Source organism: Pirellulales bacterium, assembly GCA_033762255.1.
Classification (GTDB): Bacteria; Planctomycetota; Planctomycetia; order Pirellulales; family JALHPA01; genus JANRLT01.
The window spans coordinates 21010-36168 of record JANRLT010000067.1 but is presented as its reverse complement, the minus strand read 5'-3'; the positions used below and the strand labels follow the sequence as shown (position 1 = coordinate 36168).

At 55.2% G+C, this 15159-nt stretch carries 10 protein-coding genes; 6 read left to right on the top strand and 4 right to left on the bottom strand.

All coding sequences use genetic code 11. The annotated features are described in order from the left end of the window. Nucleotides 1-413: 413 nt before the first annotated feature. Both SFX18_18900 and SFX18_18895 read right to left on the bottom strand, forming a co-directional pair. Nucleotides 414-3971 carry a PSD1 and planctomycete cytochrome C domain-containing protein gene (locus SFX18_18900; protein MDX1965221.1) on the bottom strand — a complete coding sequence of 1186 codons (3558 nt, stop codon included), beginning with the start codon at nucleotides 3969-3971 and terminating at the stop codon, nucleotides 414-416. A 238-nt stretch (nucleotides 3972-4209) separates the two neighbouring features. Continuing rightward, entirely contained in the window at nucleotides 4210-5415 is a 1206-nt protein-coding gene (locus SFX18_18895) for an HRDC domain-containing protein (protein MDX1965220.1), read from the bottom strand. A 155-nt stretch (nucleotides 5416-5570) separates the two neighbouring features. Here SFX18_18895 and SFX18_18890 point away from each other — a divergent pair, with 155 nt between their 5' ends. From SFX18_18890 to SFX18_18880, 3 genes are all read left to right on the top strand, one after another. Then, nucleotides 5571-6104 (top strand): hypothetical protein, encoded by a 534-nt coding sequence (locus SFX18_18890; protein MDX1965219.1) that lies wholly within the window; start codon nucleotides 5571-5573, stop codon nucleotides 6102-6104. Next, a complete protein-coding gene (locus SFX18_18885) occupies nucleotides 6101-6949 on the top strand; it encodes a (5-formylfuran-3-yl)methyl phosphate synthase (GenBank protein ID MDX1965218.1) in 849 nt (282 codons plus the stop codon). Before SFX18_18890 ends, SFX18_18885 begins: the two co-directional genes overlap by 4 nt. 352 nt (nucleotides 6950-7301) lie before the next feature. After that, the gene (locus tag SFX18_18880; GenBank protein MDX1965217.1) at nucleotides 7302-7502 is read left to right on the top strand and encodes a hypothetical protein; all 201 of its coding nucleotides are present in this window, start codon (nucleotides 7302-7304) and stop codon (nucleotides 7500-7502) included. Here the strand turns inward: SFX18_18880 and SFX18_18875 are convergent. Beyond that, entirely contained in the window at nucleotides 7499-8167 is a 669-nt protein-coding gene (locus SFX18_18875; GenBank protein ID MDX1965216.1) for a hypothetical protein, read from the bottom strand. The two genes, SFX18_18880 and SFX18_18875, sit on opposite strands and share 4 nt — an antisense overlap. A gap of 311 nt (nucleotides 8168-8478) precedes the next feature. On the opposite strand from SFX18_18875, the gene SFX18_18870 reads away from it, so the two are divergent. Further along, on the top strand, nucleotides 8479-8799 hold the full coding sequence (locus tag SFX18_18870) for a polyhydroxyalkanoic acid system family protein (protein MDX1965215.1): 321 nt from the start codon (nucleotides 8479-8481) through the stop codon (nucleotides 8797-8799). A gap of 226 nt (nucleotides 8800-9025) precedes the next feature. Further along, complete coding sequence (locus SFX18_18865) at nucleotides 9026-10267, top strand: tetratricopeptide repeat protein (GenBank protein MDX1965214.1); 1242 nt, start codon at nucleotides 9026-9028, stop codon at nucleotides 10265-10267. Nucleotides 10268-10661: 394 nt separating this feature from the next. Here SFX18_18865 and SFX18_18860 read toward each other — a convergent pair whose 3' ends face one another. Next, nucleotides 10662-11606: an SDR family oxidoreductase gene (locus SFX18_18860; GenBank protein MDX1965213.1), complete on the bottom strand. Its 945-nt coding sequence runs from the start codon at nucleotides 11604-11606 to the stop codon at nucleotides 10662-10664. A gap of 622 nt (nucleotides 11607-12228) precedes the next feature. Between SFX18_18860 and SFX18_18855 the strand changes: the two genes are divergently transcribed. Beyond that, entirely contained in the window at nucleotides 12229-15126 is a 2898-nt protein-coding gene (locus tag SFX18_18855; GenBank protein ID MDX1965212.1) for a S8 family serine peptidase, read from the top strand. The last annotated feature ends 33 nt before the right edge of the window (nucleotides 15127-15159 follow it).

The following is a 15159-nucleotide window of genomic DNA, read 5'->3' as shown; positions in this document are numbered from 1 at the left end:
ACGTGGTCCTGTGAACAGGCGGAATAGTGTAATGCAAAATTGAAAGTGATAAATCAATGTTAGGCTAAACAGTCACAGCTCAAATTTTGAAAAACGAAGATGAATCGGGCCGTTGGCCCTATCAAATTGGTTTTATCATTTACTGCGCTTGCCCTAGGCTGGGATCGGTCGGGCCGTTGGCCCGCAAGTATAAAAACGCGATTAGTTAGCGAAAAAAGGCGAACTCTGACGATGTCAATGCCACTGCGGTTTGTGGCACGGACTTCGGTCAGTTGGAAATTTAAGGGTAAATTGTTATGGGCTAAAGCAGTGGCACGTGGCCGTCCCCACCTCTCGCGGCCCAGACCGCCGATGCCATCGGCGGCTTTGTGGTTTGTTAAAGCCCCTGCCACGTAGCCCCGCATTACCCTGCATTACTCCTTGGTCACTGTTTCGTCCAGGTTGAGTAGTACGCGGGAGGCGATGGTGTACGCCGCCAACTGCGTGGGGTTAGTGTCTTTGGGCAGATCGGTAGGAAATTCCTTTTTACCCGTCGCAATTTCCCACGGATTGACCCAACCGGCGGCAATGCGGGCTTCTTGCTTTTCCAAAAGTTGCAGGATGGCGGCGATTTCTTTATCCGACGGGCTGCGGCTGAGCACCGTGCGAAAGGCAAAATTGATCCGATCAAGATCAGTCGGGCCCCCGGACTGCAAGATCCGCCTGGCCAAGGCCCGGGCCGCCTCCATCGAGACGGTTTCATTCAGTGTCATTAACGCTTGCAGCGGAGTGTTGGCCCGCGTGCGGCGCACACAGGCAACGTTGGCGTCGGGAGTGTCAAACGTCTGCAAAAATGGATAAGGGGTGGTCCGCCGTCGCCAGGTATAAACCGCCCGTCGATAGCGGTCCTCGCCGGTTTCTTCCTTCCAGGGGAACGGGGCATAGCTGGCGGGGGCCACAAACAAAAACGCCGGGGCCGGAGGCATGACCGCGCGGCCACCCAGCTTGGGATTTAACAGGCCGGATGTCGCCAACTGAATATCGCGAACAATTTCTCCCTCCACGCGAAAGCGTGGTCCACGGGCCAGCAGCCGATTGTAAGGGTCTTTTTCCAGTTGTTCCGGCGTCACCGCGCTGGATTGTTGATATGTCTGGCTGGTGACGATCAGCTTGTGGAGTTGTTTGACACTCCAGCCGTTGTCCATGAACTCTACCGCCAGCCAATCTAACAATTCTTGATGGGAGGGGGCCTCGGACTGGGTGCCAAAGTCCTCGCTCGTCGACACAATTCCCACGCCAAAGTACGCTTGCCACACCCGATTTACAAAGACCCGAGCGGTCGTGGGGGAATTGCGGTCGGCAACCCAATGCGCCAGGGTCAACCGCGTGGGGGGGGCGTCGGGGGGGACTTGGTGCAAAAATTTAGGTACGCCTGCCGTGACCGCTTTGCCCGGTTTTAGCCAATCCCCCCGTTTGAGGATGCTGGTCAAACGCGGATCATCACGCTGGGCCAGCGTCATCTGGGTGGTCCCTTCGGGATGGGTGGCCCAGAGTGCCTCAATGCGGTCGTTGTGTTCTTTCCATTCCGGGACGGTCGTGCGCCAATAAGCAAAAATCGTGGCGACTTGGGCCGGATTGCGCTGGTCGCGCGGCACGGCCAGCGCCCGGCGGACATGCGGCGGCACGGGATCAACCGTAGCGTTTGGCGCGGTGGTCACCGATAGCCGAAACCGGCCCAATTGCGCCGCTTGCAGATCGTCACTATTCCACCCGCCAATGTTCTGCATCAGTTGGACATAAATTTCTTTGCTAGTGAGCGGTTTTTCCAGGTTAAACACAATCGTGCTTTCAAAGTTGCGTCGGCCTGGGCCCAGGTCGCTGGACCAGCCGGTGTCGCTATTGCCATCGAGCGCGTAGCTAGCAGGGCCAAAGAACCGCTTGACGGGGGGGTCTTCGTTAAAGTTGGGATGCACGGCTGTTTCGGGTTGGGCCTGCAAGTCGGCCGCGGCGGAGGCTACCTTGACCCCTTCGCGCCCGCCATCCTCCTTTTTGGCTTCGACTTTGAATTCCGACAGGCCAAACGTTCCCATAAATGACCGACCCGGACCGCGTGCGGGAAGATTGTCATCATGCAGGGTTTCCAGTTGAAACGCTGTAATCCCCTGCAAGTCGGTCTGGAATGTCATGTGGGCCGTGGACTTTGTCGGTTGGTAGCCCTGCGCCAAAAAACTGCCGTCCGGCAATAGGTAATAACGCTGCCCGCCGGTGGAGTTTTTATCAATGTCGGGCGTAACCACCGTCCAGGCGGGACGGGACACCGCGCGCCAGGAGTCTTCCCACACGGCCATTTTGTAGGCCCAGGCGGGATCGAGTTCTTGCAGATGTTTTTCAATTTCGCCAATCTGCTGCAGAACGCTAGCCCGCTGCATCAACTCATCCGCCGCATAGACCCGCGGTTGGGCCTCGTGATCGTTATTTAAATACGCAAACAGACGATAATATTCCTCGTGCTGAATCGGATCATACTTGTGGGTGTGGCATTGCGCACAATTCAGGCCGATCCCCAGCATTGCCTTCCCCATGGCGTCCATCCGGTCAAACATCGCCTCCATGCGGAACTGTTCGGGATCGACGCCCCCTTCTTCGTTGAGCATCGAATTTCGCAAAAAGCCCGTCGCCACATGCTGGTCCTGCGTGGCATTGGGCAATAGGTCCCCCGCCAGTTGCTCGATAATGAACTGGTTATACGGCAAGTCCCGGTTATAAGCGTTAATCACCCAATCCCGGTAAAAGTGGGCGATGCGCGGTTTGTCTTTTTCGTAGCCGTCAGAGTCCGCATACCGCGAGGCGTCCAACCAATGCCGGGCCCAACGCTCGCCATAATGCGGAGAGGCCAAGAGTTTATCCACCACCTTGATAAAGGCGTCCGGGCTATTATCCGCCAAAAACGCGTCCAACTCCGCCACCGTAGGGGGGAGTCCGATCAAATCCAAATGCACCCGTCGCAACAATTGGGCTTTTTCCGCTGGTGGCGAGAACCGCAAATCGGCCGTGCCATGTTTTTCCGACACAAACGCGTCAATAGGATGGGGGTGGCCATTTTGCGGCACTGGTGGTCGCACGGGCGCCTTAAACGCCCAATGATCCAGGGCATTTTTTAGCACCACGCTGGCGGAATCGGGGTAATCCGCCCCTTGGTCAATCCAGGCGCGGAGGATCCCGATTTGTTCTGCGGTCAGCGGAGCGCCTTTCTTGGGCATGGTTCCTTCGGGACGCAACCCGGCCACAAAGTGAATCAACAGCGATTTGTCGCTCTTTCCCGGGGCCAATGCCACGCCCAATTCTCCCCCGGCTAAGACGGTCGGTTTGTGATCCAGACGAAAGCCGGCTTCCTGGCGATGCGGCCCATGACAGCTAAAGCAGTTTTCGGCAAAGATGGGCTGGACATCCTTGATAAAATCAATTTGCCGATTGGCTGCGGGGGGAAGTTTGGCCAGTTGTTCAGGCTCGAGTTCGATCTCGGCGGTCACTTCGCCCCGTATGACAAAACCTTCGGGCCAGGGTAAGCCAGCGTCGATCCAGGCCCGTAACAGCGAGATTTGCTCTGGCTTGAGGGCGTATTCGTCCTTAGGGGGCATGGCGGTCTCTTTGTCCAGCCGGGCGACGCGGGCAATCAAGGGGCTGGCGGCGCTTTTCCCCAGATGCAGCGCGATGCCGTTATCCCCCCCTTTGAGCAGATGCTCGCGGGTATCCAGGCGGAATGCTCCGTTTTGCTTGGTCGCGCCGTGGCACGCCAAACAAGAAGATTCCAGAATCGGGCGGATATCCTTATGAAAGTCAAACCCCTTGCTGGGAGGGGGAAGCCGAGTTTCGTCCAGCTTTGTATCGCCTAATTTAGTTTCTGGAACGGGATTTTCCGCCTGAATCGGCCTAATGATCAACAGGCACAAACTGACACAAATCCAAATTTTGCTGAAGCTACTGTGCGTCATAAAATCAACCAAAATTGGAATGTTTAAAAATTAAAAGAAGTGCAAAATCAGCGACAGGGATGATGCGGCAACGCTGACCATGAGCAAGCCGGGAGAAGGGTCCACCTCTCCCCGTGCGCGTCGAACCCTCCCCCCCCGCAAACTTTTTTATCATAACCCAAAAGGGACTACTTGGCACGCATTTATTTTGCTCAAATTACTAGAAAAATCAGCGTCAGACGACAGCCTCCACGCCAAGTTATTTCGGGGGAGAATCTTCTTCTGGAGATTTATTGAGCAAATCGAACCGCAGCGGATCATCTGACTGCGGATCGACGATCCGGATGCAGCGCTCGCCCGACAGCAAATCCTCGATAATTTGGCCGACAACCTCGGCCCGCCAACCCTGGGCTAGGAGTGGCGGCTCGCCACTGTCGTATCCCAACCTATAGGCGATCAGGTCGCGGACGTCGGTGGCGGTTCCCACCAGGGCCATGGCCACATTTTGCGAGCGGCAAATACTACTGAGCGCGGCGGACAAGAACTGGCCGAGCAGCGTAAATTGTTGTGGCAAATCGCGTTTTTGACTAACGGGAAGCTGTCCCTCGGGCAAGGAATTGGCCCGCTCGATGGCGTCGGCAATTTCCGGCAATACACGCTTGTAGTCCGAGCGTTCCAACCCGCGAATGGCCTGGATTTGCTTGATGTCCGCGCTGCGGCGTTTGGCTAGCTCTATCAAAAAGTCGTCCCGCAACACGCGGCGCGCGGGTTGATTAAGCATTTTGGCCTGTCCCTCGCGCCAGTGCCATAACTCGCGCAGGATCGCCAGCGAACGACGGCTAAGGCCGGTATTTCCCGAGATTTTGTACCAGTGCTCGCGCGTGCGGTACTCTGTCACTTCCGCTTGCCATTCTTCCATCTCGGCCGTGAGCCAGCCCAGGCGTCCGCGGGAGGTTAATTTTTCGGTCAAGATATCGCGTATGGCTCGTAAATGCCGGACATCGTCCAGGGCATATTCCAGCTGCGAACGGGAAAGAGGCCGCCGCCGCCAATCAGTGCGGGTTTCCCCTTTTTCCAGGGATATTCCCAACAGCCGTTGCAACAGCGCGCCGTATCCAGCGGGATATTCATTCCCCACCAGACCCGCGGCCAGTTGCACGTCAAACAGGTCCGCGGGACGCTCCCCCGTGGCTTGCAGGCAAAAATTTAGCTCTTCCCGCCCGGCATGCACGATCGTCTGGTGCCCCGGAGCGACTATGGCGTCCCAGAAGGGTTTGATGTCGCGCACCGCCAAAGGGTCGATCACGGCCAGATGTTCCCCCGCCGCGACTTGAATCAAGCAGAGTTCCGACCGATACGTATGTTCCGAGACAAACTCGGTATCAAACGCAATGTACGGTTCTGTCAATATTTCTTGACAAAATCGCTGCAGATGCGCTGCGCTGGTGATAAACTGATGGGTCACGCGGTCGCTCAAGTGTGGGAATTTTAAGTCAAAAGTGTTAATTTATCGTGATTCCCTGATTTACAAAAGGCAAATTCCCCCCGCCGTGCGTCCTAGCAACAGGCCTCCCGCACTGGCTTTACCCGTTTCTGTACCCTTTTTTAATTTTTGGCACAGTGCCCGATCAAATTTTATTACGCGCAAATCATCGCCTGGCATGGGGAGCCTTGGTCTTTCCCCTGCTGCTGTTTCTGATCGCGGCGGTCACTTGCGGGTGGGGAATTACCACCAATGGCACCCTAGTCGTGGGTCTGGGAATTCTGGGCCTGCTCTTGGCACTCGCTTGGGGGGGGCTAGTCTGGCTGCAACTGCGGCAACCCGTTGTAGTTCTAAAACAGGATCGCTTGCAATTTTATTTGCCCGGACCGCAGCCGATTGAGGTTCCGTTGGAAGTTGCCGAATGCGCTTTATTGGGGACCGGGGTGACGGAGCTACCCGGCGCTCCCCGCAAAGATGTGCAAACCCGGAATATCGTATTCAAACTCGCCGAAAGTGCCGAGGAATACGCCCACCGGGACATGCCCCTCGCGCTGGGAAAGTGGTGCATGGGGGAAGTCACCATCCGGGGTCTGTATTGCGAACCGTTGAATTTGGAATTAATTCAGCGGATTAATCAAACCCTTTACGACGCGCAACAGGGGGCCAAATGACACAGCTTTTGGTCAGTGTAAGGGATATGGCCGAGGCGGAACTGGCGTTTGCCTGCCGAGTGAATTATTTAGACATCAAGGAACCCACATTAGGCTCGTTGGGAGCGGCCCCCGAGGAGGTGCGCCGCGCGATTGCCTCTAAATATGCCGGTAAAATCCCCTTAAGCGCGGCGGCGGGAGAGTTATTCGATTGGGAGTCCGAGCAAAATTCCGCTCCGAACATGCGATCTCATTCGGTGGAATTATCCCCGGAAACAACCAAAGCTACCCCTTGGAACGGTTATTCCTGGGCCAAAATCGGCTTGGCAAGATGCAGAGAGATTGATTGGCGGAGCGCATGGTTGCGTTGGCAGGCAACCTTGCCCCAGATGACGCGGGGGGTGCTGGTCTGTTACGCGGACGCCAGGGATTGTCTCGCCCCCCAACCTGCGGAGTTGCTCCAATTTGCCCTAGAAACCCAGGTCCCCGCCCTCACCATTGACACTTTTAATAAAAACGGTCCCGGATTGTGTCAAATTTGGAGCCATCATCAGTTACAGACCTGGGCCGCAAAGCTAAAGCAGTCGGGAATACTGAGCGTCGCGGCGGGTAAATTACAATTTCAAGACCTAAGAACCCTCCAATTATGTGGATTCGATGTCGCGGCGGTACGGGGTGGAGTTTGCAAAACAGTAGGGTCGGGAAACAGATCACCAAGAACGGGCCTTCTGGAATGGCGGGCGGTGATGGATTGGCGAATTGAATGCGAGGGAACCGGGGCAGAGAATTCAATCAACAGTTTATCCACCGATGAAAAAAGTTTTATAAATTTTCTAGAAAGTGTTAATTGTATCAACAAATCTTAAAACAACCTCTAAAAATAAGCACCTCTGCTAAAGAATTAGGCAGCGGTACAAACTGGAATTCGATTTAGTCATTTTTCGCGGGTATTTTTCAGTAGTAATTCTACACATGATAAACATGCAGTGAATTACTGTAAGAATTCACTAAAAAAAGTTTTTCGCTGCTCATCAAGAGTTGTTTAGATTATGTGAAAATTATGTTTCCCAATTCTTGACGCACACCAAAAAAATTCCAATACTGCCAACTACATCGGTTGAGATTGCTCGTACTGCTCTTCCTGGATTTTCTCTACTCCTGCGACGATCTCTGTTCCATGCTTTTTTCATAGTTCTTTTCCTGCGGTGGGAGGCAGCCATGCCGTTGTCGGTGCTAGAAGCCATTCAGATGGGTTATTGGGATTATGAGCCTCAAGCGGTGCAGGCCAATGATTATGCGGCAACCCGTGCTTTACCCGGATCAGACGAAAAACTGGCCATTCTGGCCGAGCGATTGGAAAGCGGACTCCCTCTCTGGCATCCAGCAGACCGTTTGCATTATCAATCGGAAGATAACTAACTTTTTGCGGGGTTGATGGGGGAAATTGGCAGTTTGTTCCACAATTGGGGCTGGGTAAGAAACTGCCATTGGACCGCCCCCCAAAATTCGCGCAATCCCTTTTGCTCCCCCGGCGGCGCGGACTTGATCCAACGTTCGATCACTTGTTGAATGAGCAACAGTGCCGAGGGAGGCCCCGCTGGAGGGGATTTTTCCAGACTTGCCAAAGGAAACGATAGCCCTGCCCGTTTATTACTGGCTGGGGACGGCTCTGCCGGGGGGACTGACGGCTGGGCGGGTTGGCTTATCTGATAAACCTTTGTCAAATATTTCAGCTCACAGTCACACCAGCCGCTAATTTGCTGGCGTAAATTTGCTCCTTTTTCTTGTGCGGGAAGGGCCAAATATTCCGCCCCTTCACGGCGAAACCAAGTCCCCCCCAACCAATCCAAGTTTTCTGTCCAGCATTTTTTCTGTGCTGGCGTGAGGGCTTGCAGGGCGGCGGCCAATTCCTGCCAATCAATGCTGGAATCTGGGGACAAGACTTCCCGTTCGCAACGAAGATAAAGCGATTCTTGCCAGTTGGTTGGTTGCTCCACCGCCAAATGAGTGCAAAGCCAGCGTACCAACTGCGGAGGAGTGGCCGTCGCCGGGTCCAGCGGCACCCACCATACGGACCAAGCCATCCAGGCACTTCCCAGCAAACTGGACAGCCCGGCCACCAGCCAGGTCCCCAGCCAACTTCTGCGCGTGCGGGGGAGTACAGCATGGAAAATGTTAAAATGGGCAAACATTCGTGGGGTGATTGTCCGTAGCGGGGTTAAAATCTGGTAGTTATTTTCTAGGCAATAATACCTTTGACCCAAAATCCATGTTTCAGCCAGCGGTTTTTGTTACATTATCACAAATGATTGTTTTTGGCCCATGAAATGCTATTTCTGATCCAAAACTTTGAAAAACCGACTATTTGCCAATTCCCTCGCAATTCTCCCCTACCATGCCAAAAATCTCGGTAACTGTCCCCCACACGTTGGATCAACCTGCGGCCCTCCGCTCCATGCAAAACCTGGTAACTCAAACGTTGGCTCGCTCGTCGGACAGATTGAGCGGCGTTCAACACACCTGGGTTGGCAATCTATTAGAAATCTCGTTTAAAGCGATGGGTTTTGATATTTCCGGCCAGCTCCAGGTGGAACCAAAAGAGGTCCATGTGACCGGTCAGATTCCCCTAGCCGCCTATTTCTTTCAGAGCCAGATTGAAGGGGAAATCCGCCAACAGCTTCAACGGGCTCTCACCCCAGCGCAAACCACGGTTTAGTTCATCGCGTAGGATAGGAGTTATGGGGATGATGCCGCCCTTAGGGATTATGCCACCTTGGGAACGGTTGAGTTTGTCCGCCGCAATGCCCCACAGTGGCATTTCGTGGAAAAATTCAACCCATAATTACTTGCAGTCGCTTGATGGTGCGATTTCCCGCTCATTTGGGGAAATAGTGCTGCGCAACGTGGGCAAATTCAACGCATAGGGCACAAGGAACACTTCCATGGCTTGGTTGACGCGAAAGAATTCCGTGGGGAATCGTTTATTTTTGGCGATGTTGGCGGGGCTATGGGTCAGTGGGACGGTATTGGCGTTGCAGCCGATGAACAATCCCTTTGAAAACTCGGAGGCTGGCCCCGCGGGAAATACTCAAAATAATTTGTCAACCGCCAGGCCGGGCGACGTGCCGGGGGCCACATCTCAACAGGCGGCACCTCCTCAAACGGGGGTATCCGGCAAAACAACCACCAACAACGGCGTTCCCTCGGGAAATCTTGGTTCTCAGACCAGCAATCCGGCAACAAACCCCAATAACACCAACCCCGCCACCAATCCCCTGGAATCCGCCGGTCCGGGAAATCCTGCAAATAGCACGGTTACCAACCCCCTGACAAATCCCCTGGATTCAGCTCCCGCGGCGGAGTCGGCGGCTCCCGCGAGTGGCATAGGGACATTGCCCGGCCTGCCGGAGTCGATTCAAGACACCTCGCCCGGTACCGAAACCCTGCCAGGAACAGGCAATGCCGATCAACTTCAAGCCGAGGCACAGCGTGTGATGGAACTTTACCGGGCGGAAAAGTATCAAGAAGTCCTGGACACGTTGGATAAAGTGGATGATGCGCAAAAGGCTGATCCGGGATACTGGCTGGTCAAAGGGCTAAGCCACCGCATGCTGCAGCAGTATAACGAAGCAATTGCCGCCTATACTAAAGGGATCGAACTGGCCCCGGAGAATGGCGACTTGTATTTGAATCGCGGGGTGGCTTGGTATCACAATAAAGAATACGCTGTGGCGATTTTGGATTTTGAAGAGGCGGCGGGGCTGATTTATGCCGATCCGCGCCCCGAATTGTGGAAGGGCCTCAGCTATATGGAGTTAGGCCTGCCACGGTTGGCCATTCAATCGTATTCCCAATCGATCAAATTCAACAATAAGTACATCCCCGCGCATGTGAACCGCGGTTTGGCTTATTTATCCCTGGATGAGTTCACTCCGGCCGTGCTGGACTTTCATGGGGCGATTCGGTTGAATCCCGCCGATGCCCGGATTTACTTTTTACGCGGAGTGGCCCTGGCTCGCCAAGACCGCCATGCCCAGGCGATCGCTTCGTTTGACACCGCCTTGCGGCTGGACCCTAAAAACGCCGACGCGGCCAAGAACCGGGCGTTATCCGCCCAAAAGTTGAGCCAGGGCGTGGCTCCCCCTAGCCCCGGCCAGATTCTCTCGGGTCTGTATCAGCGGTAAGTGGGTGATGGAGAGTGGATGGTGGATGGTGAGCACGCGGCTCGATGATCCCACGGCACCTCTAGCTTTTCCTCACACGGAGTGTGCGGGCTACATTCGGCGGGCTACATTGTCCTCCTTTCACTCCGTGAGAGGATACAAAGCCGCCGATGATATCGGCGGACGAGGATGCAAGTGTGTTGAGAGTGTGCTGGAAAATGAGCACACGGATCAATGATCCTACGGCATCGCTTGCTTTTCCGCACACGGAGTGTGCGGGCTACATTCGGCGGGCTACATTGTCCTCGTCTCACTCCGAGAGAGGATACAATTAATACAGCGGACACACGGATCGATGATCCCACAGCATCGCTTGCCTTTCCGCACACGGAGTGTGCGGGCTACATTCGGCGGGCTATCCTATTCGCACCAGGCCCACATAATATTCTATTGACCGGCGCAAGCCCTCCAAAAACCCCACCGTGGGAGCGTACTCCAAGATTTGCCGGGCGAGGGTGATATCCGCCATGCTTTCACGCACATCGCCCACCCGGGCCGGTTCATGCCGGGGTTGAATATTCGTCCCCAACAGTGTATTAAGATGAGCAATAAGCTCCAGCAAGCTTACTTTGTGTCCTGCGGCCAAATTCAGCACTTTGCCATTGGCCGCCGGTGCGTCCGCGGCCAGCAAATTTCCCCGGACGACATTTTCCACAAAGGTAAAATCCCGCGACTGCTCGCCGTCGCCGTAAACGGTTGGGGGGATCTGATTGAGCATGGCGGTGATAAAGCGGGGGATAACCGCCGAATACTCGCTATGCGGATCCTGCCGGGGGCCAAACACGTTAAAATAGCGTAGCGCCACGGCTTCTATCTCGCCCATAGCGGCAAACGCCATTAAATACTGCTCCGCCGCGTATTTTGCCGCTCCATAGGGAGAAATAGGGGCGGGGAGATCGGTTTCCCGCTTGGAAGCCGCCGGCAGATTGCCATAAGCGCTACTCGACGCGGCATACACGATCCGCCGCACCCCCGCGCGCCGGGCAGAGTCGATCAATTGCACCGTCCCGGTGACACAGGCGGCATGGGTGTCCAGCGGTTTTTCCACGCTTCGCTGTACGCTGGCCAGGGCCGCCTGATGAAAGATTGTTTCCACACCAGTTACAGCCCGTTGGACCGCCGTGGGATCGCACAAATCCCCTTCGATCAGTTCGATTTCGGCCTGCAAGTGTCGTAGGTTTTCCAGCTTGCCGGTGGAAAGATTGTCAAGCACGCGGACCCGGTCACCACGCCGAACCAGCGCCTCTACCAAGTGCGAACCAATAAATCCCGCCCCCCCGGTCACAAGGCTAAAACGCATCAGAATCTTATCCTTTTGATAAAACGGCCCAGAGCCCTAAAAACAAAAACTGGGACTGAACTGTTAAATGGTATCAATCGTAGGGGTTGTAATGAGTTAGCCCCGTCCCGTCGGTCCGAGAGGGTGTCCGCAAGTTTAGCACAAAAATGCCCCCTGATATTCGGGGGCGCGACTAAACCGGGAATAGTCGGGTAGGAACTAACAATTTGTCCTGAAAACCTCTGTTTTTGGGGACAAAAACGGGTTGTTCAGGCATATCGGACTGGCCATCCCCCCACGGATGGGATTATTTCGATTGTTCGCAAGCTGCGGTTTACGAAAAACTTTCCTCCTTCCCCGTAGCTAGGCGTGAAAAAATAATCTAGGTTGTATTGTGGAAGGGAAAGTTCTTTCCCAAAAGCGATTTCCGTGACGCATCCCCTGTGTTCTGGATTTTTGCTTTCCCAAATGCGGTCGTTACCCTCTCGAACGACCAGGGATTATTGACTCGTCCTTTTTTATCGAGATCGTCACAGTTACTGATTAACTGTCACCGGGGCAGATCGGCATTATCGCTGGTTTTTACCCCCTGCTTGGTGCGGCGCTTTGGCCCCGCACGGGACGATTCCCGGGTAACGTCACTATGCGTCGCACAAACGCGCGAAAGATTCCCTTTCGCCATACGATGATCGAACGCTGCGAAGATCGCCAAATGATGGCGTATTACGCGTTTGGCAAGCCCGATTTTCAGCTCAATCACTTTATCTCGCAAAATTCCACGGTCGTCGGCAATTCCACCGGCACCACCCCCGCCCCAGCGCCGCAAATCACGCTCAACCCCCAGGCCACGACCGCCGCCCACAATCTCACCGGTTGGAGCGCCGTCCAAACCAACTACGGACTATCGGGGCGCGGTCAGACTGTCGCCGTTATCGATAGCGGCATCGCCGCCGATCATCCGGCCCTGGGGGGTGGATACGGCACGAATTTTCGCGTGGTGGGGGGCTGGGACTTTGCCGAAAATGACGCCAATCCGTATGATGACGGCCCGGCGGGATCCCACGGAACGCATGTCGCCGGTATCGTCGGCAGTTCCGACGCCAACTCTCCCGGCGTGGCGGATAATGTCGATCTGGTGTCCTTGCGAGTTTTTGACGACGATGGCAACGGCTACTTTAGTTGGGTCGAAAGCGCGCTCCAGTGGGTGTATCAAAATCGCAACGCCTACCGCAATCCCATTACCACGGTCAATCTCTCGTTGGGGGCGGATTGGAACTCCAGCACGATCCCCAGTTGGGCCAATTTAGAGGACGAATTTCGCCTCTTAAACCAGGCTGGCATCTTTGTCGCGGTGGCTGCCGGAAATTCCTTTGGCAGTTATAACACACCGGGGCTTAGCTATCCCGCGGTCAGCAGTTATGTCGTGCCGGTGATGTCCGTCAATAGCGACGGAAATATGAGCAACTTTAGCCAGCGGCACCAACGGGCCATAGCCGCCCCCGGCGCGGGAATCCGCAGCACCGTGCCAGACTACATGGGTAACGCCAATGGCCGCAACGATGATTTTGCCACTTTTTCCGGCACCAGCATGGCTAGCCCGTATGTGGCGGGCGCTGCCACCTTGATTCGCGAGGCGATGCTGGTCCAAGGTTACACGGGTATCACCCAAAGCACCATTTATAACCTGATGATGAACACCGCCGATTCGTACTACGATTCGGCGACACAGGCCAACTACAAGCGTCTGAATTTACAGCGGGCAATTGATACCGTCCTGGCCGCGGATGATTTTGGCTCGACGGCGGGAGCGGCGCATGGTCTGGGAACAATAGGGACGGGTTCCACATTTACCGGACGCATCACGCGCCTCAATGACAAGGACTACTTTACATTTACCGCCGCCGCGACCGGCACTCTGCAGTTGAGCGCCTCTGTTCAACAAGAATTGGCCTTGCGGTGGGAGTTGATCATCAATGGTTCGACCAGCACCCATACGGGCAATTCCGCCAGCTTGAGTGTCGTGGCGGGCCAAACCTACACGATCGGCCTGAGCACCACGGATGGCATTGGCATTTATTCCATCACGGCCGCCATGTCCGGCTCCGGCGGGGGCACAAACAACGGCGGCGGCGGTTCCAGCGGGGGAGGAACGAGCTTCAGTCCCCCCCCCTCACTGACGAACCTGGGAACCGTCGATTTTAAAAATCAAACTGGCATCAATGTCAACGGCGAGGCTTGGTACGGCCTAACCACCTCCCGCGGAGGGATTTTTACCGCCGAAGCCCTGGCCGCGGCGGGGACAAATTTGCAAATCAACTATTACTCCGCCAGCGGGCAGCTCTTGCAAACGCGTTCGATCGCCGACAATAACGCCGCGGTCACGGATCGCTGGGATTTTACGGCGCAGGCGGGACAACAATATTACGTACGGTTGTCGGGTACCGCGGCTAACTTGACCTTGCGACTGACAAATTTGGTCAGCCAATCCGGTAGTACCCTAAATGTGGTTGGCACCAGCGCCGCCGACTCGATTTTATTTCAATCGGGAACGGTTGCGGCAGTAAATGTGAACGGTGTGCTGTACACTTTTAATTCCAGCCAGGTTAATAGTTTTACTATTGATGCGGCGGGAGGTGCGGACACCGTGATTTTGCTGGGGACCGGCGGCAATGACACCGTCACCCTGCGACCCGGGGTCGCGACCCTGCAGGGGAGCGGCTACACGGCAAATGTGGCCAATGCGGAATCCATCACCGCCAACGGCAATGGCGGCACCGACACGGCCAACTTTTTTGACTCCAGCGGCGATGACACGTTTTACGCCAATTCCCTCTACGCCACCGCCAGCGGCACGGGATTCGCCAACACCACCAACGGATTTAGCCGGGTGGCTTTTTCCGCCAGCACGGGCAAAGATCTGGCCAACTTGCACGATTCCGCCGGCAATGACACCCTGACGGCATACCCAGGCGCGATCACCCTGTCCGGTGCCAACTATAGCATCACCGCCAGCGGGTTTGACGCCACCCAAACATTTAGTGTGAATGGCGGTAACGACACCGCGACCTTGATTGATTCCTCGGGGAGCGATCTGTTTTCGTCATTACCCACTTTTTCCGTGTTGATGGGGGACGGATTTTATAACTACACCAGCAATTTTGACAAAGTCACCGCCGACGGACGCAACGGGGGGTATGACATCGCCTATATGATTGATTCAGCGGGAAATGACATTTTCACGCTCACCTCGACCAGCGCGACCCTCCAGGGGAACAACTTTTGGAATGTCGCCCATAAATTTGACTTTGTGGTTTCTTACGCCACGGGGGGTCTGGATACCGCCAATTTATACGACAGCCCCAACAACGACAGTTTTGAAGTTGATGGCGAATGGGGTAAATTCAGCGGTTTCGGCTATTACTCTTGGGTAAATAAATACGATCAGGTCAATGTCTACGGCACCGGCGGGGGCACCAACACCATTGCCCGACGGACCGCGGCGGAATTTGTCTTTGAACAAATCGGTCAGTGGCAGGGCTAAGCCCCCCTGAAAGGGGGCGTCCCAGACGGGATC